Origin of the sequence: Actinomadura rubteroloni (assembly GCF_002911665.1) — a bacterium.
In the GTDB taxonomy this organism is placed as follows: domain Bacteria; phylum Actinomycetota; class Actinomycetes; order Streptosporangiales; family Streptosporangiaceae; genus Spirillospora; species Spirillospora rubteroloni.
In genome coordinates, this window is record NZ_MTBP01000004.1 from 385998 (window position 1) to 405580 (window position 19583).

Below are 19583 nucleotides of genomic sequence, written 5' to 3' on the forward strand. Positions count from 1 at the left end.
CGTACCGGCACGGTTCACGCGGCTTCGCCGACGTCCAGGAACGGCGCGAACGGGTCGTCCAGCCCGGCGGCGGACTCGCCGGGCGCGAGCAGGCACGACGACAGCAGCGCGTGGACGCGGGCGCGGTCCAGGCCGGCGCCGGTGAAGACGAGGTGCTGGACGCGGTCGCCGTGCCGGGGCGTCCAGTCCAAGGCCGCCGCCGCGCGGCGCAGCGGCGGCACGAGGTCCCAGGCGGCGGCGGGCAGCGACGCCAGCCACGGCCCGGCGTCCTCGACGGTGACGAGCCCGGCGACGGCGTCCCAGGCGAGCATCCGGTCCGGGCGGGTGGCCAGCCAGAACCGGCCCCGGCTGCGCACCGACTCGATCGCGAGCGTGTCGGCGGCGTCGAAGAACCGCCCCGGGTGCAGCGGCGCGGTGTGCCGCCAGACGACGGTGTCGGCCGCGTCGGTGCTCGCCTCGGGCGGGAGTTGCGCGGTGGCGGGGTCGAGGCGGGCGGCGAGGTCGCAGGTGCACAGCGGCGGGCCGTTCAGCGGCGGCAGCGGGTCGCCGGGCCGGTGGACGGGCGTCAGCGGCGCGAAGTGGCCGAGCAGGTCCGCGCAGAGGGCGACGTCCTCGGGATCGGTGCCGGGCAGCACGCCGGGCAGCACCTCGGGCAGGACGAGCGCGGTCGCGTACTCGATCTGCCGGACGAGCACCTCGGCGAGATGCCGCTCGTCCCCGGCCGCGCCGGGCTTGCCGACGGCCTGGAGCGGTTCGCCCCGGCACACGTCCACCGGGGTCAGTTCGGGGTCCAGCGCGGTGAGGACGCCCGTGACCCGCAGGCCCTCGGCGTCCAGGGCCTCGGCGACGGTCCGCGGTTCGACCGCGTCCCACAGGTCGACGATCAGCAGCGCGGCGTGCCGGGCGTGGCTGCGCAGGACGGGGAGGAGGTCTTCGCGGACGGTGCAGGTCACGCAGCCGTGGGCGAGCCGCACGACGGCGCGGTCGCGCACCCCGGCGGCGTCGCGCACGACGCGGACGGCGTTCCCGCCGGTGATCGCGCGCAGGTCGTGGTGGACGGCGAGGGATCCGGGCCGCTCCCGCAGCAGCCGGTCGACCACGGCCTCGCGGGCGGGTCCGTGCAGCCCCGCCACGAGCACCACAGGGACGGACATGCGCGCCTCCTAGGCGAGAATGAAAACCATTATCGCCATCATGGCACGACGGGACCCCGGCGGTCGAACGCGGGGGTCAGCCCGCGTCCGGTTCCTCCCGCAGCGCGAGGTCCTCGATCCGCTCGCCGAACGCGGTCATCACCTCGGCCTGCATCCCGCGCGCGAGCAGGCCGTGGACGGCGGACTGGGCGAGCGGGCGGAGCCGCGTGATGAGCTGCGCCAGGTCCGGCAGGTCCGTCCGGTCGTGGTAGCCCGCCACGTCGTCCAGGTCGGCGTGCTCGACGGTGAGCCGGACGAACCGCCGCGCGATCTCCCGGCAGTCCCCGGCGAGCCGCGCGGCGATGTCGAAGACGGCCTCCAGCGGGATCCCGGCGGCGACCAGCTCGGCGCCGACGTTGAGCAGCCGGGGGCTCGGCACGCGGTACCGGTCCCCGGCGGGCTCCACGAACCCCAGCTCCTCGGCGCGGCGCAGCAGTTCGGCGACGCGCTCGGGCGGCGGCGCGGTCTCCCCGGGCAGGAACAGCTCGCCCAGCTCGACGAGCGTGACGTAGCCGGGGATCTCGTCGGTCCAGGGGTCGGTCAGCACCTTCTCCAGGCCCAGCAGCTCGCCGAGGTCGTGCCCCCGCTCCCACGCGGAGATCAGCTCGGCGATGACGGCGAAGGTGTAGCCGCGCTCCTGGAGCTGCACCACGAGCCGGATCCGGGCCAGGTGGGAGTCGTCGTAGACGCCCGTCCGGCCGTGCCGCTGCGGCGGTGGCAGGACGCCGCGCTCCTGGAAGGCGCGCACGTTGCGGACGGTCGTCCCGGCGGTGCGGGCCAGCTCGTCGATGCGGTAGGTCGCCATGCGCTCCATCCGGGGTCTTGACGTTTCCATGATCCTATCCGCACAATCTGTCCCATCCGTATTCGTCCCATAAATCCATGGGACGGATTCTTCTGGCTCTGACCGAGATGGAGAATGAGATGAGCGAAGGCAACGGCGTCCTGGACGACCTGCTCACCGAGGCCGCCGCCGCCGGCCCCGACGCGGTGGTCGACAAGCTCGGCGCCGACGACGTGGCGAGGCTGGCGCAGGAGATCAGCACGCCCGGCGAGCTGCGCCGGCTCGTGGAGTTCGCGGGCGACGACACCGGCATGATCGACCGGCTGGTGGAGCAGATCCTCGGCAAGGCGGGCAGCGACGTGCTGCTCGACCGCGTCTTCGACCTCATGCCGGGCCGGTTCCTCGGCGAGCGGCTGCGCACCGAGCGCGGCACGATCGAGTGGCACGTCACCACGCCGGACGGCCCGCAGATCTACCACCTGACGATCGCCGACGGCGTCGCCGAGTCCGGCCGGGGCGCGGCGGGCAACCCGCGCGTCACGCTCACCCTGTCGGCGCCCGACCTGCTGCGGCTCTGCGCGGGCACGCTGAACGGCCTCACCGCGTTCATGAACGGCTCGATCAAGCTGAACGGCGACATGCTGTTCGGCGCGAAGCTGCCCGCCGCGTTCGACACGAGCGCCTGACGTGAGCGACGCCCTCAACGCCCTGCTCGACCAGATCGGCACGCCCGCGCAGTTGCGCGAGCTGCTCGCGATCGAGGGCGTCGACGACGCGTTCCTCGAAGGGTTCCTCCAGCAGGCCGGGGCGGCCCCGGCGCTGGACCGGATCTTCGGCGTCATGGCCGAGCGCTTCTCTCCGGAGCGGGCGCGGGGCCGGTCCGGGGTCGTCCAGTGGGTCGTCCGGATGCCGGACGGCGACCTGCCCTACCGGTTCGCCTACGGCTCCCACGGCGCGACCGCCGAGCGGGGCACGGCACGGCGGCCGGACGTCCGGCTCACGGTCACCGCGCCGGTGCTGATCCGGCTGTGCGCGGGGCGGCTCAACGTCGTCCGGGCGCTGCGCGAGCGGACGCTCAGATTCCGGGGCAATCCGCTCGTCGCGGCCCGGTTGCCGCGCTGGTTCGACTACTGAGGACGGCTCACGCGGACGCGACCGGCACCGGGGCCGCGTCCGCGACGCCGAGCACCGCGAGCCGCGCGGCGAGGTCGGCGGCCTGTGCGCGGATCTCCGGGACGGCCGTCGTCTCGTAGCGCAGGCCGCGCAGCGTCGGGCCGAGCGTGAACAGCCGGGGCCGCGGGCGGCCGGCCGCGTCGCGGACCCGGCCGCCCTCGTCGGCGTCCAGGCCGAGGCCGAGCGGGCCGGGCGCGGCGACCCCGGCGGCGACGAGCCGCCGCAGCAGCGGGTCGGCGCCGGGCGCGGCGGCCGGCCCGGTGCCGTTGACCAGCCAGCCCACGCGCAGTTCGCGGTCGGTGAGGCGGACGGTGAGCCCGTCGGCGTTCGCCCGGACGTCCTCGATCCGCCCGGACAGGACGTGGAGCCGTCCGGCGGCGCGCAGCCGCGCGATCCGGTCGGCCGTGACGGGCGGGATCCGGTGCCGGTGGACCTCCCAGTGCCGCGCGGCCAGGTCGAGGAAGCGCCGCCGGTCCGGTTCGGGGAGCCGCGCCCAGATGCGGGGGACGTGCGGACGGATCGCGTCCACCACCCCGTGCCACTCGCCGTCGTTGTCGCGGACCGCCAGCCGCGCCCAGCGCAGCAGTGCGCGCAGGTCGGCGTGCTCGGGCGGCGCGGCGAGCCGGGCGGAGGGCGGACGCGGCGTCCGGTGCGTCCGGGGGAGCAGGCCGTGCCGCGACACCGCGTAGACGGTGCGTCCGGCGGCGAGCGTGGTCGCGAGGTCGACGGCCGTGAGCCCGGTGCCGGCGACGAGCACGGGCGCGTCGTCCCCGATCGCGTCCAGCGCGCCGGGCGCCCACGGGTCGGGGACGTAGCGGGGACCGGCCGGCGCCCACGGCCAGGACGCCGGGGCCTGGTTGCCGGTGGCGAGGACGACGGCGTCGGCGGCGATCGTGTCGCCGTCGGCCAGGACGACCCGCCAGCCCGCGCCCGCCGGGAGCAGCGCGGTGACCGTCCCGGTGCGCTCGGCGAGCTGGCCGTCGGGGCGTCCGCGCAGCGCGTCGGCGAGGAGGTCGCGCAGGTAGCGGCCGTAGAGCGGACGCGGCAGGAAGTCGTCGGCGGTGACGTCGAGGCCCCGTCCGCGCGCCCAGGCCAGCAGGTGGCCCGGGTCGGTCTGGAGGCCGCTCATCGTCGCGACGCGGGCGTTCAGCAGATGGCCGGGGTCCTCGGTGGCGTACGCCTGGCCGCGCCCGTGCCGGCCGTGCCGGTCGATCACGACGAGCCGGGGGACGGGTCCGGTGCGGCGCAGCAGATGCACGGCGGTCAGCGTCGCGCTGGCCCCGCCGCCCACCACGACGACCCGGGGATCACGCTCGCCGCCTGCGGTTTCGGGCATGGCACCGAGACTATCCCCTATCCCTATCGAATTACCTTGAAAACACCTGAAGGGGCGGTCCGTGCCGTGCGGGCGGGCGCACGGCACGGGGCCGCCGTCAGGAGATCGGGCAGGACGCGCGGTACGCGGCGTACCCGGAGTCGTTCGGGCCGGGGCAGAGGAACTGGTTGTAGCGGGTGTCCTCGTCCAGGAACCGCTTCATCCAGGCGACCTCCAGGCTGCCGGCCTCCGGCGTGTCCCGGGTGAACGTCAGGTGGTTGGAGTCGGCGAGCTGCGCGTAGGCGCGGTCCCGCGCCCGCGTCAGGCTCTGGTACATCGGCTCGGCGAAGCTGTCGGCGGGCGCCCAGCCGTCGTTCGTCGCGCTCTCGATCAGCGTCGGGACGGTGACCGTCGACCAGTTCTTGTTCAGGTGCCAGGGCGCGAGCGGGACGGCGGCCTTGAGGCTCGGCCGCTCCTTGGCGGCGCTCAGCACGCCCCCGCCGCCCATCGAGTGGCCCGTCACCGCGAGGCGGCTCGGGTCCAGGCGCTTCTGGACGGCCGCCGGGGACTTGCCGGTCAGGTAGTCCAGCGCCGCGAGGAGTTCGTCGCCGCGCTCGGCCGGCTGGTCGTTGACGGTCTTGGTGGCGATCGTGAACACGACGAAGCCCTGCGACGCCAGGCGCGGCCCGAGCCAGGCGATGGACACCTCGGGCCCCTGGAACCCGGGGCTGACGGCGATGCCGCCGAACGTCCCCTTGCCGGTGTCGTTCGGGTAGTAGATCGTCCCGCCGCCGAACGCGCCCGCGGCCTGGTCGGAGGTGACCGTCACCTTGGAGAAGGCGAACGGTCCGCGCTTGGCGCGGATGCCGGACAGGGTCGGCGCGGGGCCGCGCTGGAACGACGCGGCGGTGACGGCGGTGGCGGAGGCGGGGGGCGAGGCGGCGGCGAGGCCGCCCGGGATCGTCAGCGCGGCGAGTGCGGGAACGATCGCCAGGGAGCGCTTGAAGGAGCGTTTCATGGGAGCAGTCTCCAGGACGCCGACGGATAAATCAGGACTTTAGGCGAAACGAAAGGGAAACGGATACCGGCAGGTCAGACCACTTTGCCCAGGTAGGCGTCGGAGACGGAATCGTCGTCGAACAGCTCGTCCACCGGCCCGGACGCGGTCACCCGGCCGTGCGCGAGGACGTACGCCGTCGAGCACAGCTTCCGGACGAGCCGGACGTTCTGCTCGACCAGCAGCATCGCCGTCCCCTCGGCGGCGATCCCGGCGAGCAGCTCGCCGATCTCGTCCACCGCGACCGGCGACAGGCCGCTGGACGGCTCGTCCAGCAGGACGAGCTTCGGGTCCGACATCAGCGCCCGCGCGATCGCGACGCCCTGCTGCTGGCCGCCGCTCAGCCGTCCGGCGGGCTCGGCGGCGCGGTCGCGGATCCAGCCGAAGCGGGCGTAGGTGCGCTCCAGCCGCTCCCGCCGCACCTTGCGGCCGTGCCCGTACGCGCCGAGCAGCAGGTTGTCCTCGATCGACATGTTCGGGAACAGCCGCCGGTTCTCCGGGCAGAGCGCGATGCCCGCCCGGACGAGCGCGCCGGTGTCGTCCCCGGTGACGTCCCGGCCGTCGAAGGTGAGCGTCCCGCTGCGGCGCGGGACGCGGCCGAGGATCCCGAGCAGCGTCGTGGTCTTGCCCGCGCCGTTGGCGCCGAGGATGCCGGTGACCGTCCCGGACGCGGCGGTCAGCGCGACGTCGCGCACGGCGACGGTGTTCCCGAAGGCGACCGTGAGGTCGGTGACGGTGAGCATGGGTCAGGCCCCTCCCAGGTAGGACGCGATGACGGCCTCGTCGGAGCGGATCTCCTCGGGCGTCCCGGTGGCGAGGACGGCGCCCGCCGCCATCACGAGCACCCGGTCGGCCAGCGGCATGAGGAAGTGCATGTTGTGGTCCACGACGACGACCGCGACGCCGAGCCGGTCGGCGACCCGCCGGACGGCGGCGGCGAGCGCGGCCGACTCGCCGGTGTCCATGCCGACGGCGGGCTCGTCCAGCAGCAGGACGCGCGGGCCGGTGGCGAGCGCCAGCGCGATCATCGCGAGCCGCTGCGCCGCGCTGGTCAGCGCCCCGCACGGCCGGTCCAGCAGCCCGTCCAGGCCGAGCAGTTCGGCGATGTCGTCGTCGGACGCGGCGCTCGTGCGGCCCTTGGCCTCGCCGCGCGCGAGGCGCAGGCTGTCGCGCAGCGTCCAGGTCCCGAACAGGCGGGTGGTCTGGAACGTCCGCGCGATCCCCGACCGGACGGCCCGGTGCGCGCCCCGCCCGGACGCGACCCGGCCGTCGAGCGTGACCGTGCCCTCGGTCGGGTCGTGGGTCCCGGCGAGGACGCCGAGCAGGGTCGTCTTGCCCGAGCCGTTGGGCCCGATGAGACCGAGGACGCCGCCCGCGTCGAGCGTGAACGACACGCCGTCCACGGCGGCGAGGCCCCCGTAGCGCTTGACGACGTTGTCGACGGTCAGCAGCGCGGTCATGACGCGACCTCCTTCGCGCGGGCGGGCGCGGCCGGAACGTCCGGCACGGCCGGCCGGGGCCGCCGCCACAGCGCGGTGATCCCGCCGAGGATCCCGTTCGGGACGAGCAGCGTGACGAGGATGAACAGCACGCCGAGCACGATCTGGCTGACGCCCGGCCCGAGCTTGATGAGCTGGGTGAACCCGATGACGACGGCGCTGCCGACGAGCGGGGCCAGCAGCCGTCCGCCGCCGCCGAGCCCGATCGCGACGAGCATCAGGAAGCCCTGCACGAACGTGAACTGCGACGGCGCGATGACGCCGTTGTACTGGGCGAAAAGCACGCCCGCCCACGCGCCGAACGCCGAGGACACGACCATCGCGATGAGCTTCACGCGGGCGGTCGGGACGCCGACGTGCTGGGCCAGGTCCTCGTCCTCGCGGATGGCGCGCAGCCGGTCCCCGAAGCGGCTGCGCGACAGGACGTAGAACGCGCCGAGGCTGAGCCCGAGCGACGCCGCGAGCAGCACGAGCGTCGTGTCGAGCGAGAAGCCGAGGTCGACGGGCCGTCCGTTCGGGCCGCCGGTGACCCCGGCGGCGTTGGTGAGGACGAGGTTCGTGACGGCCGTGAAGAACATCGTCCCGATGGCGAAGTACTGGCCGCGCGTCCGGCTGAACACCAGCGCCACGACGAGCCCGGCGAGCATCGTCCCGCCCACGGCGAGCAGCGCGCACAGCGCCATCGGCAGGCCCTTGCCGAGCAGGTACGCCGACAGGTACGCGCCGCCGCCGAAGAACGACACGTGCGCGAGGCTCGGGTACCCGCCGAGGCCGGTGATGAGGTTGAGGCCGGTCAGGGCGATGGCCCAGACGACCACGAGCAGCACGACCTGCCCGCGGTCGCCCTGGACGCCCTTCAGCAGGAGGTAGGCGACGACGCTGAGGGCGGTGAGCCCCGCCGCCGTCGCGGCGTGCCGGGTCCACCCGGCCGCGGTCCATGCGGGAACGCGCACGTCAGGCCACCCTTCGCGCGTTGGTGCTGCGCAGCCCGCCGGGCCGCAGCACGAGGATCAGGACGAGGATGAGGAACCCGAACGCGCTCTGGTACGCCGCGCTGACGTACGCCGCGCCGAGCCCTTCGACGACGCCGAGGACGAGCCCGCCGGCCACCGCGCCCCACACGCTGCCGAGCCCGCCGAGGACGACCACGACGAACGCGCTGAGCAGCACGTCGTCGGCCATGTACGGCGAGACCTGGAACGTCGGGGCGTAGGCGACGGCCGCGACGCCGCCGAGCAGCCCGGCGATGAGGAACGCCAGGCTGTACTGGCGCCGCATCGGGATGCCGAGGATCGCCGCCGCCTCGCGGTCCTGCGCGACGGCGCGCATGGCGCGGCCGAGCGAGGTCCGCGAGAGCAGCAGGTGCAGCGCGGCGAGCGACAGGACGGCGAGGACGATCAGCGCCGCCTTCACCCCCGGCAGCGACACGCTCCCCGCCTTGAGCAGGACGGTGTCGTAGGGCGTGTCCAGGGACCGTCCCTCGCCGCCGTAGAGGCGGAGGGCGACGTTCTGGAGGATGAGCAGCAGGCCGAGCGCGACGGCCGGCGCGGCGGCGGGCTTGGTGATGATCCACCGGTAGGCCACGACCTCGGTGAGCACCGACACCAGCCCGCCGCACGCGATCCCCGCCAGCGCCGCCACCACGAACGGCGCGCCGGCGTGGCTCACCGACCAGGTCGTGTACGCGGCGAGGACGATCACTCCGGCGTGGGCGAAGTTGGGGACCTCCATCACCCCGTAGACCAGGGTGAGCCCCACGGCCACGACCGCGAACAGGCAGCCGAGGAAGACGCCGTTGACGAGGACCTGGATCACGAGCAGACGTCCTTCTTCAGGTTCGGCTGCACGACCGTCCCGTTGTTCACGTCGAACGTCATCGCGCTGGCGAGCGTCTGCTTGTTCGAGCACCAGGTCGTGACCTCGGACGCCGTCCGGGCCATGCGCTCGGTGAACAGGCTTCCGCCGCCGCCGGCGATCCAGCCGCTGACGGTGCCGGACGGGACGGGGATCTCCGCCAGCGCCTTCTCGATCTTCGCCGAGTCGGTCGTCGTCCCGGCCTTGGCCATCGCGGCGGCGACGATGAACGGGAAGTCGTGCGCCCACATCGTCAGGTCCTGCGGGTACTCGTTGTACCGGGCCTGGTAGGCGGCGGCGAACGCCTTGGCGGCCGGGTTGTCGGACGTCGTCGGCAGCGTCCCGGCGCAGTCGTAGTTGTCCTTCATGATCGTGTTGAACTGGGCGCCGAGGATGTCCTTGGCCTGGTTCGGGTTGATGCCCGCGCTGTGGATGACCGGCCCGGTGTAGCCGGACTGCCGGAGCTGCTTGAGCACGGGCAGGATCACGGCGGTGACGCTGGACAGGTAGACCGCGTCCGGCTTGGCCGCGACGGCGGTGCGGATCGCGTTGCTGTAGTCGGTCGACGCGACGGGGAACTGCGTGCTCGCCGCGACCTTGATGCCTTCGGCCGGCGCGAACTTGTTGACGAGCTGCGTGAGCCCCTCGCCGTATCCCTCGCCCTTGGCGGTGATGACGGAGACGCTCTTGATGCCGAGCTGCCGCTTGGCGTAGTAGAAACAGCCCGGGACATAGGTGGGGGAGTCGCCGCGAACGCGCCAGAAGTGCGGGCTGAGCCGCAGGATGCTCGGATACACCGAGTCGATGAGGTTCAGCATGGCGACGGGCTTGCGCTTGAGCTGCGGGACGTAGGTGTCGGAGCCGAGGCCGTAGGCGATGACCGGGAGCTTCTGCGCTTGCACCAGCTCGCGGAGCTGGGTCACGCCGGTGGTGGCCGCGTCGGACTTGTCGTCGGCGTAGCTGATCGCCATCGTGCGCTTCTTGCCCGCGACGGTGAAGCCCTGCTTGTTCAGGTCCTCGACACCCATCTGGAGGGCCTTCTTCTGCGGCGCGCCGAGCGTCGAGTAGATGCCCGACATGGAGAGGATCGCGCCGATCTTGACCGTGGCGTCGTCGCCGGACCCGCCGCCGGAACCGCAGGCGGCGGTGGTGATGAGGACTGCGGACGCCGTCAGGGCCGCTGCTGTTCTGGAGCGCATGGGGTGGGAACCTCCGCTTTCGGGGTGAGGTGGCGCACACTCTAGGGGCAAAATTGCTGGCTTACAAGAAGGATGTTCGATAATGTCGAACCATAGTCGTCTAGGGAGGGTGGATGCCGGGTTCAATCCAGTCGCTTGAGCGCGCGGCGGCGATCCTGCGCCTGCTGGCCGGCGGCCAGCGCAAGCTGGCGCTGTCGGACGTGTCGGTGACGCTCGGGCTGGCGAAGGGGACCGTGCACGGGATCCTGCGCACGCTCCAGCAGGAGGGCTTCGTCGAGCAGGACCCGGAGACGGGCCGCTACCAGCTCGGCGCGGAACTGCTGCGGCTCGGCAACAGCTATCTCGACGTCCACGAGCTGCGGGCCCGCTCGCTGATGTGGGCGGACGACCTGGCGCGCGTCACCGGCGAGAGCGTGCGGATCGGCGTGCTGCACCAGGGCGGCGTGCTGGTCATCCACCACGTGTTCCGGCCGGACGAGAGCCGCCAGGTCCTGGAGGTCGGGTCCATGCTCCCGCTGCACGCCACGGCGTGGGGCAAAGTGCTGCTGGCCTTCGATCCGGCCGCCCCCGGCGAGCTGGACGACGAGCTGAAGGTCTTCACCCGCCGCACGCTGGCCGAACGCGCCGAGCTGGACGCCGAGTGCGCCGCGATCCGCGAGCTGGGCTGGGCGGGCGAGCGGGAGGAGGCGGTGGACGGCGTCGCGGGCCTGGCCGCCCCGATCCGCGACCACCGGGGCAGCCCGCTCGGCGCGGTCGGCATCGGCGGGGCCGTCGAACGGCTCGCCGGGGACGGCGGGTTCCCGCCCGCGCTGGTCGCGGCGGTGCGCGACGCCGCCCGGTCGATCAGCCGCGACCTCGGCGCCACGATGTTCTGACGCGAGACTGTTGTTCGACATAGTCGAATCCGATACTGTTCAGTAAACCACCCCATCTCAGGAGTCGGAGGGGCCGCGGATGACGGACCGCTTCGTGGCGGCGATCGACCAGGGAACGACGTCGAGCCGGTGCATCATCTTCGACGGGAGCAGCCACATCCTGGCCGTCGATCAGCGCGAACACCGGCAGATCTTCCCCCGGCCCGGATGGGTGGAGCACGACGCCGCGCAGATCTGGGCCCGCGTCCAGGAGGTCGTGGCCGGCGCGCTCGGCAAGGCGGGGCTGCGGCCGTCCGACCTCGCCGCCGTCGGCATTACCAACCAGCGCGAGACCACGGTGCTGTGGGACCGGGCGACCGGACGTCCCGTCCACCATGCGCTCGTCTGGCAGGACACCCGCACCGAGGCGCTGTGTGCGGAGCTGGCCGGCACCGAGGGCCGCGACCGCTTCGCCGACCGGACGGGCCTGCCGCTCGCGTCCTACTTCTCCGGGCCGAAGATTCGCTGGCTGCTCGACCACGTCCCGGGCGTGCGCGAGCGCGCCGAGCGCGGCGAGCTGCTGTTCGGCACGATGGACACCTGGGTCATCTGGAACCTGACCGGCGGGGCCGTCCACGTCACCGACGTCACCAACGCCAGCCGCACCATGCTCATGGACCTGCGGACCCTGGACTGGGACGACGGCATCCTCGCCGACTTCGGCATCCCGCGCTCGCTGCTGCCCGAGATCCGCTCGTCCGCCGAGGTGTACGGCACCGGGCGCGGCGTGCTGGAGGGCGTCCCGATCGCGGCGGCGCTCGGCGACCAGCAGGCCGCCCTGTTCGGCCAGACGTGCTTCTCGGTCGGCGACGCCAAGTCCACCTACGGCACCGGATCGTTCCTGCTGCTCAACACCGGGAAGGAGCCCGTCAGGTCGCACCACGGGCTGATCACCACGATCGGCTACCAGCTCGGCGGCGACGCCCCGGTGTACGCGCTGGAAGGGTCCATCGCCAACACCGGGTCGCTGACGCAGTGGCTCCGCGACCGCATCGGGCTGATCGGCACGGCCGCCGAGATCGAGACCCTGGCGCTGTCGGTCGAGGACAACGGCGGCCTCTACCTCGTCCCGGCCTTCTCCGGGCTGTTCGCGCCGCACTGGCGGCCGGACGCGCGCGGTGTCATCGTCGGGCTCACCGGGTTCGCCGGGAAGGGCCACCTCGCGCGCTGCGTCCTGGAGGCCACCGCGTTCCAGACCCGCGACGTCGTGGACGCGATGGTGCTCGACTCGGGCGTCGAGCTGAAGGCCCTCAAGGTCGACGGCGGCATGACCGCCAACAACCTGCTCATGCAGACCATCGCCGACATGCTGGACGCGCCCGTCACCCGTCCGTTCGTGTCCGAGACCACCTGCCTCGGCGCCGCGCACGCCGCCGGCCTCGTCGCCGGCGTCTGGCCCGACCTGGACGCGCTGCGCGCCGAGTGGCGCCGGGCCGCCGAGTGGACGCCCCGGCTGGACGACCGCGTCCGCGACCGCATGCTCCGCAAATACCGCAAGGCCGTCGAACTGGCCAAGGGCTGGATCGACGAGGACGACCTGGAAGTGGAGGGGCGATGAACGTGACCACCACGGCCGCGGGACGCTCGGAGATCCGCGCCGAACTGGGCCGCGGCAAGTTCGACCTGCTCGTCATCGGCGGCGGGATCGTCGGGATCTCGGCCGCGTGGACCGCCGCGCAGGCCGGGCTCCGCGTCGCGCTCGTGGACGCGGGCGACTTCGCGGGGGCGACGTCCAGCGCGTCCACCAAGCTCGTCCACGGCGGGCTGCGCTACCTGCAGACGGGCAACGTCCGGCTCGTCGCCGAGAACCACCGCGAGCGGCGCAGCCTCGCCGCCGAGGTCGCCCCGCACCTGGTCAACCCGCGCCGGTTCGTCGTGCCGATCTACGCTGACGGCCCGCACGGCGCCGCCAAGCTCGGCGCGGGCGTGTTCCTCTACTCGGCGCTGTCGGCGTTCGGCGACGGCCTCGGCCGCGTGATCACCAAGGCCCACGCCCTGGAGCAGGTCCCGGCGCTGCGCACCGAGGGGCTGAAGTCCGCCGCCGTCTACACCGACCACCAGATGAACGACAGCCGCGTCGCGATCATGACCGTCCGGGCGGCCGTCGCCGCCGGGGCCGTCGTGCTCAACCACGCGGGCGTCGTCGGGCTGCGCATGTCCGCCGGCCGCGTCGTCGGCGCCGACCTGCGCGACGGCCTGGACGACACCGAGTTCGGCGTGTCGGCCCGGCTCGTCCTCAACGCGACCGGCCCGTGGGTGGACCGGCTCCGCGCGATGGAGGACGCCAGCGCCGCGCCGAGCATCCGGCTGTCGAAGGGGGCGCACATCGTCCTCAAGCGGCACCGGCCGTGGAAGGCCGCGCTGACGATCCCGATCGACAAGTTCCGCGTGTCGTTCGCGATCCCCTGGGAGGACCACCTCCTGCTCGGCACCACCGACGAGGCGTACGAGGGCGAGCCCGGCGAGGTCCGCGCGACCGAGGGCGACATCGGCCAGATCCTCGCCGAGGCCGCCGTCGGCCTGGACGGGCTGCGCCGCGAGGACGTCGTCTACGCCTTCGCGGGCCTGCGCGTCCTGCCCGGCGGGCCCGGCGACGTCGCCACCGCCAAGCGCGAGACCGTCCTCACCGAGGGCCCCGGCGGGATGCTGTCCATCGCGGGCGGCAAGTGGACGACCTACCGGCACATCGGCAAGGTCATCCTGGAGCGGCTCGGCGTCGGCGGGGAACTGCTGAAGACCGTCCCGCTGCCGGGCCTGGCCTCGCCCGCCGCCGTCGCGCAGCGCCTGGCCGCCGCGCCGATGGACCCGGCCGTCGCCGCCCACCTCGCCACCCACTACGGGACGCTCGCGTTCGACCTCGCCGACCTGGTCCGGGCCGACCCGGCGCTCGGCGCCCCGATCCACCCGGACGGCCCCGACATCTGGGCGCAGGTCGTCTACGCCCGCGACCGCGAGTGGGCCGCCACCTCCGACGACGTCCTCCGCCGCCGGACCACCCTCACCCTGCGCGGCCTGGACACCCCCGAGATCCGCGCGCAGGTCACCGAGATGCTGAGGAGCCGCTAGATGTTCACGTTCACCAGCAGCGACGGGCTGGAAATCCACGTCCACGAGTGGCCCGCCCCCGGCGAACCGCGCGGGATCGTCCAGATCTCCCACGGCATGGGCGAGCACGCGGCCCGCTACGCCCACCTCGCCGAACGCCTCAACCGCCTCGGCTACGCCGTCTACGCCGACGACCACCGCGGCCACGGCCACACCATGAAGGGCACCCCCGGCGACCTCGGCGCCAACGGCTGGAACCTGCTCGTCGAGGACATGGTGGCGCTCTCGCGGATCGTCCGCGAACGGCACCCCGGCGTGCCGCTCGTGCTCGTCGGCCACAGCCTCGGCTCGTTCGCCGCGCAGCAGTACGTCCTCGACTACGCGGACCTGCTCGCCGGCGTGGCCCTGTCCGGCACGACGGCCGTGGACGCGCTGATGGAACGGATCATCGCGTCCGGCGGCGACCTGCTCTCCTTCTTCAACGCGCCGTTCCAGCCGTCGCGCACCGACGCCGACTGGCTGAGCCGCGACGAGTCCCAGGTGGACGCCTACATCGCCGACCCGTGGTGCGGCTTCGCGATCGACGACGCCAGCACCGGCGACCTCGCGGTGGCCGCCGCCGAGCGCCTCGCCGCGCCGTCCAGCGTCCGCCCGGCGCTCCCCGTCTACGTGATGGTCGGCGAAGAGGACGTCCTGAACGCGGGCCTGTCCCACTCGGACCTGGTCGTCCAGCGTTATCGCACGGCGGGCCTGACGGACCTCACCTACCGCACCTACCCCGGCGCCCGCCACGAGATCCTCAACGAGACCAACCGCGACGAGGTCGAGTCCGACCTCGTCGCCTGGATCACCCGAGTGACCGGCTAGCGCGCAGGTTCACCGCTCGGCGCAGGTCCTCGGCGTACGCCTCGGGCACTTCGAAGGCCGCGAAGTGGCCGCCGGAATCGTGTTCCTCGTAGTGCTGGACGTTCAGGAAGGCTTCGGCGTAGCTGCGCGGCTCGGGCTTGATATCGCGGGGGAAGATCGAAAGGACGGTCGGTGTCTCGATGCGCTCGGGAAGGGTGACCGGTTCCACATAGGCGGCGAACGACGTGCCTATCGTGCCGGTGACCCAATAGGCGGTGATCCACGTGAGGAGGTCGTCCGTCGTGAACGCGGAATCGTCGGACCACGCCTCCAGTTTCTCGGCGATCCAGGCCGCGAGCCCGGCGGGGGAGTCGCCGAGGGCGACGGCGAGGGTGTTCGGGCGCGTGGACTGTTCCGCGATGTAGCCGCCCTCCCGCCGGAACCATCCCGCCGCCCGGCCGAGGTAGTCCGCCGCGTCGGAGGGGAGTTTCGACGGGTCGGCCGTGAGCGTCCGCCACGGGGCGACATTGGTGAGGTGCAGAGCGGTCACCCGGTCGGGGTGCCGGCCCGCGAGGATTTCGGCGACGGTGCCGCCGACGTCGCCGCCGGACAGCGTGTAATGCCCGTAGCCGAGTTCGCCGAGCGCGGCGGCGAGGATTTCAGCGATCCGGTTCATCGTCATGCCGGGGCCGGTGAGCGGGGGCGCGAACGGGAATCCCGGCAAAGCGGGGACCACCACGTTCATGTCCGGGAGAAGGGGCAGGACGCGTTCGTAACGCAGCACGGAATCCGGCCAGCCGTGCAGCAGCACGACGACCGGGGCATCGGGGTCCGCGGCCCGCCGGTGAACGACGCGCAGGCCGCCGTTTCGCAGCGTCTCCCACGGGAGCGCGGCGATGCGGCGTTCGTGCGCGGGCCAGTCGTAGCCGTCCGTCCAATGTCCGAGCAGTTCGTCGAGGCGCGCCGCGGTGACGCCGCGCGTCCCGTCGCCGCTCCACGGGGTCGTGACGCGCCGCGTCCGCCGGAGCCGTTCGCGCAGTTCATCCTTCATGCGCAGCAGCCTACCCACTCATGTGTATGCTCGTACACATGAGGCCCCGCAACGCGGCCGTCACCAGGCGGCGCATCCTGGAGCACGCGCGACGCCAGTTCGCCCGGAACGGGTACGCGGCGACGACGGTGAAAGGCGTGGCGGACGCGGCCGGCGTGTCGCCCAACCTCATCACGCGGTATTTCGGCGGGAAGGACGGTCTTTTCCTGGCCGCGACCCGGGTGGAGATCCCGGTCGCCGAATCCTTCGACGGCGACCTTTCCACGCTGGGCGCGCGCCTCGCGGCGAGCATCGTCGGGCGCTGGTCCGGCGCGCCGGAAGAGGACCCGCTGCTCGTGCTGCAACGCGCGTCCGGGGAACGGCCGGAGGCGGCGGAGGCGCTGGCCGCGTTCCTCGACGCGAACTCGCTGGAGCCGCTGCACCGCTTTCTCCGCGCCGGCGGACTGGACGACGCGGACGCCCGCCGGCGGGCCGCCGCGATCGACGCCTTCGTGCTCGGCGTCTCGACCCGCCGCCGATTCCTGCGGTCCGAACTCGGCGACCCCGTCGAACTCCAAGAATGGCTGAGCGCCACCATCCAGCGCCTCGCCGACGGGTGAACCGGCTCACACGGCGATGCGGCGTGCCGCTCCCGCGGCCGGCCTGACGTCCGCGAGCCGTTCTTGCAGGTCGGCGTGCCGGAACTGGTGGACGGCCCCGGCACGCCGCAGCACGCCCAGCTCGTGCGCCTCGTCCAGGAACCGCATGAGCCGGAACGGGACGCGCCGCCGCAGGAACAGCAGCGTGACCAGGTAGGTCACGCCGGGGCTCCGCAGCGCGATCATCGCGGCGAACGCGAGCCCGAACAGCAGCCCGTAGCTCACCCCGTTCACCGGTCCCGCGACCAGGCCCGTCGACAGCCCGAACGCCAGGCCCGTCGCGAGCCCGAGCGCCGCCGACTCCAGGCACGCCAGCCGCAGGTCGCGGCGCAGCGAGTCGCGCGGGGTCTGCGGCCCGCCGGTCGGCTGCGGCGTCCGCGCCCAGTTCCGGACGGCCAGCGCCGGCCCGAACGTCAGCCCGAAGACGATGCCGAGCGTGGACGCGCTGTGGACGCTCACCGCCAGCCCGGCCGACAGCCCGTAGGCCAACTCGTGCCCCGCCTCGCCCGCGAGCACCTTCACCAGGCCTGCCGCCGGGCCGAACAGCAGCCCGACGGTCAGGCAGATCGCCAGGTGGTGCAGCAGCGCGCGCGTCCGGCCGCGCAGCCGGAACTCGGCGTGGGCGGGCGCGGCGGCGGGGGCGCGGAAGCCGGTCGCGAGGCCGTAGGCGAGGCCGACGCACAGGCCGTCGGCGAGACCGATCGTGAGGCCGTCGGTGAGCCCGTCCGCGAGACCGTCGGTGACGGCGTCGCCGAGCCCGCTCGCCAGCCCGAACACCAGCCCGCCCCCGAGCCACAGCGCGGCCTTGCGCAGCGGCGACCGGGCCGGACGCGCCGACGCCCACCCGAAGAACCCGCACAGTGCCGCGAACCCCAGCCCGTAGGACAGGCCGTTGCCGAGCTTGCTCGTGAATCCGTAGAGGACGGCGTTCGTCAGCGTGAGCGTCAGCCCGGCCAGCACGCCGACCAGCGACGAGGTGACGAGCGTGCGGTGCCGGAGCCGAAGATTCCACCACGCCAGATCGGTCGTGCCGGTGGCCGTCAGGTGGCGGGCGAGGTAGGCGAGCCAGGCCGACGCCCGTCCGGACGTCCACGCGCGGTTCCGCCCGGCGAGCGACGGGACGAGATGGTCCAGCAGATGGCCGGTGATCGCGGCGGGCGTCCGGAAGTACGTCCGGTTCAGCAGGACGGCCGGGTCGGTGCGCGTGTCGGCGTAGACCTTGCGCAGCAGCCACAGCGCCAGCGGCGTCGCCAGCGCCTCGGCGGCGGGCGTCCGCTCGCCCGAGGCCAGGACGGCGACCAGGTCCCGCCACGCGCCCGGCGGATGCGGCGGCAGGCTCCGCGCCACGTACGCGGCCGTGTCGGCGGGCCGCAGCGGACGCGGTTCGATCACCGCGCCGGCCGTCAGGACGTCCCCGCCGGGCGCGGCGACGGCGGCGGCGTACTCGGCGGTGCGGCAGGTGAGGACGAGCCCGTCGGCGGCGGTCAGCGCGGCGTTCAACGCGGTGATCATGGGGGCGCGCAGCGGTTCGGGGACCTCGTCCAGGCCGTCCAGGACCGGCAGGACCCGGCGGCGGCGCACCAGGGCGGCGGGCGCGTCCGGGCCGAACGCGTCCGCGCGCAGAGCGGGGTACATCGCGGCGAGCCGGGAGGCGAACCAGGCGTCGAACGGCACGGCGTCCGGCGCCCAGCCCGCGAGCGTCACGAGCACGGGGACCGGGTCGCCCGGCCGCCGGTCGCCCAGCAGCCCGCGCAGGAGCAGGACGGCCAGCGTCGTCTTCCCCATCCCCGGATCGCCGAGGACGACCAGGCGGCGGCGGGGGAGGTCGCGGAAGGCGCGGACGAGGTCGTCCACGCGGTCGCTGCGGACGGTGAGGCGCGGCCCGGCCGACAGGAACCGGCGCCCGCCCGCCGCCGCGCGGTCCATGACGGGCAGCCCGGTCAGGCGCCACCGGACGGCCAGCGGCGCGGGGTCGTCCAGGCGCCGCGCGAGGATCTCCGCGCGCCACTGTTCGGCGACCAGCCCGGCCAGCGTCTCCTGCGCGCGGTCGACCTGCTCGGGCGTGCTGACCGCCGTGCCGTGCCGGCGCCAGCCGCCGACGACGAGCGGGACGAGCGGCGCGACCGCCAGCGGCACCGACGCCAGTTGCGCCCAGCTCGCGGTGGTTTCCAGCCCGCTGCGCCGCAGCACCGCCACCAGCCCGCCGCAGATCGCGACGATCATCAGGGCCAGGAGCGCGGCGCCCGCGCTGCGCGCCCGCGCCGACCGTTCACGCGCCATGCAGCGCATGGTGCCAGCCCGTGAGGATTCCCACACGGAATGTCACCGAAGTGTCGCCCGTTCGTCAGCGGCGCAGACCCGTGAGCATCCGGTCCAGGCCCCAGCGGAACTGCCCGGTGGAGACGTAGGCGGCGATCGTGTCGGCCGCCGCGTGCGTGCGCGGATGCGTGGACGGGTCGAGATGGCCGAGGGCGGCGCGGCGCTCGGCGATCCGGACGTCCTCCGGCGCGGCCGGAGCGCCCGGGGGGATCTCCGCCGCCTCCAGTGCGATCGCGCCCAGCACGTAGACCATCACGCCGTAGGACGCGCGTGCCGCCTCGTCCGGCGGCAGGCCCGCGTCGGCGAGGGCGTCCAGCAGGTGCTCGCCGACGGTCAGGGCGACCGGTCCCCGGAACGCGTCGCCGAGCAGTGCCGGGACGATCCCCGGATGCCGCAGGAGCACGTCCCGCAGCCCGAGCGCGAACGTGGTGATCCGCTCCCGCCAGGGCCGCGCGGTGGCGAGGACGGACGTGTCGGCCTCGGCCAGCAGCGCGTCCACCAGCGCGGACACGATCGCCGCGCGGTCGGGGAAGTAGGTGTAGAGCGCGCCGGGCGTCAGGCCCACCTCGGCGGCGAGGGAGCGCATCGTCAGCGCCGGGAGGCCGCCGGAGTCGACGAGCGCCAGGGCGGCGTCCAGGACCGTCGAGCGGTCGACGGATCTTCTCGGGCCGCGCTTCCGTGGTGGCATGGCAATAC

At 73.7% G+C, this 19583-nt stretch carries 19 protein-coding genes; 7 read left to right on the plus strand and 12 right to left on the minus strand.

Annotated features, from left to right (window positions below; translation table 11 throughout):
• Window positions 1–14 precede the first annotated feature (14 nt).
• Both BTM25_RS26020 and BTM25_RS26025 read right to left on the minus strand, forming a co-directional pair.
• Window positions 15–1154: a GTP-binding protein gene (locus BTM25_RS26020; RefSeq protein ID WP_103565670.1), complete on the minus strand. Its 1140-nt coding sequence runs from the start codon at window positions 1152–1154 to the stop codon at window positions 15–17.
• Between the two features lie 76 nt (window positions 1155–1230).
• Complete coding sequence (locus BTM25_RS26025) at window positions 1231–2028, minus strand: MerR family transcriptional regulator (protein WP_235828672.1); 798 nt, start codon at window positions 2026–2028, stop codon at window positions 1231–1233.
• 89 nt (window positions 2029–2117) lie between these two features.
• Here BTM25_RS26025 and BTM25_RS26030 point away from each other — a divergent pair, with 89 nt between their 5' ends.
• A complete protein-coding gene (locus BTM25_RS26030; RefSeq protein WP_103565672.1) occupies window positions 2118–2663 on the plus strand; it encodes an SCP2 sterol-binding domain-containing protein in 546 nt (181 codons plus the stop codon).
• A 1-nt stretch (window position 2664) separates the two neighbouring features.
• A complete protein-coding gene (locus BTM25_RS26035) occupies window positions 2665–3111 on the plus strand; it encodes an SCP2 sterol-binding domain-containing protein (RefSeq protein WP_103565674.1) in 447 nt (148 codons plus the stop codon).
• 7 nt (window positions 3112–3118) lie between these two features.
• On the opposite strand, the gene BTM25_RS26040 is transcribed toward BTM25_RS26035, so the two are convergent.
• The 7 genes from BTM25_RS26040 to BTM25_RS26070 all read right to left on the minus strand — a co-directional run bounded on the left by BTM25_RS26040 (window position 3119) and on the right by BTM25_RS26070 (window position 10074).
• Window positions 3119–4486, minus strand: coding sequence for an FAD/NAD(P)-binding protein (locus BTM25_RS26040; protein ID WP_103565676.1), 1368 nt, complete (start codon window positions 4484–4486; stop codon window positions 3119–3121).
• A 97-nt stretch (window positions 4487–4583) separates the two neighbouring features.
• Window positions 4584–5483, minus strand: coding sequence for a dienelactone hydrolase family protein (locus BTM25_RS26045; RefSeq protein WP_103565678.1), 900 nt, complete (start codon window positions 5481–5483; stop codon window positions 4584–4586).
• Between the two features lie 74 nt (window positions 5484–5557).
• On the minus strand, window positions 5558–6265 hold the full coding sequence (locus tag BTM25_RS26050; protein ID WP_103565680.1) for an ABC transporter ATP-binding protein: 708 nt from the start codon (window positions 6263–6265) through the stop codon (window positions 5558–5560).
• A gap of 3 nt (window positions 6266–6268) precedes the next feature.
• The gene (locus BTM25_RS26055; RefSeq protein ID WP_103565914.1) at window positions 6269–6982 is read right to left on the minus strand and encodes an ABC transporter ATP-binding protein; all 714 of its coding nucleotides are present in this window, start codon (window positions 6980–6982) and stop codon (window positions 6269–6271) included.
• Window positions 6979–7974, minus strand: coding sequence for a branched-chain amino acid ABC transporter permease (locus tag BTM25_RS26060; protein WP_103565682.1), 996 nt, complete (start codon window positions 7972–7974; stop codon window positions 6979–6981). The genes BTM25_RS26055 and BTM25_RS26060 overlap by 4 nt, the downstream gene beginning before the upstream one ends.
• A gap of 1 nt (window position 7975) precedes the next feature.
• Window positions 7976–8836 (minus strand): branched-chain amino acid ABC transporter permease, encoded by an 861-nt coding sequence (locus BTM25_RS26065; RefSeq protein WP_103565683.1) that lies wholly within the window; start codon window positions 8834–8836, stop codon window positions 7976–7978.
• Window positions 8833–10074, minus strand: a complete 1242-nt coding sequence (locus BTM25_RS26070; RefSeq protein ID WP_103565685.1) for an ABC transporter substrate-binding protein — start codon at window positions 10072–10074, stop codon at window positions 8833–8835. The genes BTM25_RS26065 and BTM25_RS26070 overlap by 4 nt, the downstream gene beginning before the upstream one ends.
• 113 nt (window positions 10075–10187) lie before the next feature.
• On the opposite strand from BTM25_RS26070, the gene BTM25_RS26075 reads away from it, so the two are divergent.
• From BTM25_RS26075 to BTM25_RS26090, 4 genes are all read left to right on the plus strand, one after another.
• Window positions 10188–10949, plus strand: coding sequence for an IclR family transcriptional regulator (locus BTM25_RS26075; protein ID WP_103565687.1), 762 nt, complete (start codon window positions 10188–10190; stop codon window positions 10947–10949).
• Between the two features lie 79 nt (window positions 10950–11028).
• Window positions 11029–12546, plus strand: coding sequence for a glycerol kinase GlpK (glpK, locus tag BTM25_RS26080; protein ID WP_103565689.1), 1518 nt, complete (start codon window positions 11029–11031; stop codon window positions 12544–12546).
• Entirely contained in the window at window positions 12543–14054 is a 1512-nt protein-coding gene (locus BTM25_RS26085) for a glycerol-3-phosphate dehydrogenase/oxidase (protein ID WP_103565690.1), read from the plus strand. Before glpK ends, BTM25_RS26085 begins: the two co-directional genes overlap by 4 nt.
• Window positions 14055–14900 (plus strand): alpha/beta fold hydrolase, encoded by an 846-nt coding sequence (locus BTM25_RS26090; RefSeq protein ID WP_103565692.1) that lies wholly within the window; start codon window positions 14055–14057, stop codon window positions 14898–14900.
• On the opposite strand, the gene BTM25_RS26095 is transcribed toward BTM25_RS26090, so the two are convergent.
• Window positions 14881–15930 (minus strand): epoxide hydrolase family protein, encoded by a 1050-nt coding sequence (locus BTM25_RS26095; protein WP_103565694.1) that lies wholly within the window; start codon window positions 15928–15930, stop codon window positions 14881–14883. The two genes, BTM25_RS26090 and BTM25_RS26095, sit on opposite strands and share 20 nt — an antisense overlap.
• 38 nt (window positions 15931–15968) lie before the next feature.
• Here BTM25_RS26095 and BTM25_RS26100 point away from each other — a divergent pair, with 38 nt between their 5' ends.
• Window positions 15969–16529, plus strand: coding sequence for a TetR/AcrR family transcriptional regulator (locus tag BTM25_RS26100; RefSeq protein WP_103565696.1), 561 nt, complete (start codon window positions 15969–15971; stop codon window positions 16527–16529).
• Window positions 16530–16535: 6 nt separating this feature from the next.
• Here BTM25_RS26100 and BTM25_RS26105 read toward each other — a convergent pair whose 3' ends face one another.
• Together BTM25_RS26105 and BTM25_RS26110 are read right to left on the minus strand one after the other, a co-directional pair.
• On the minus strand, window positions 16536–18848 hold the full coding sequence (locus BTM25_RS26105; RefSeq protein WP_205648272.1) for an NACHT domain-containing protein: 2313 nt from the start codon (window positions 18846–18848) through the stop codon (window positions 16536–16538).
• A 64-nt stretch (window positions 18849–18912) separates the two neighbouring features.
• Window positions 18913–19575, minus strand: coding sequence for a TetR/AcrR family transcriptional regulator (locus BTM25_RS26110; protein ID WP_205648273.1), 663 nt, complete (start codon window positions 19573–19575; stop codon window positions 18913–18915).
• Window positions 19576–19583: the final 8 nt, after the last annotated feature.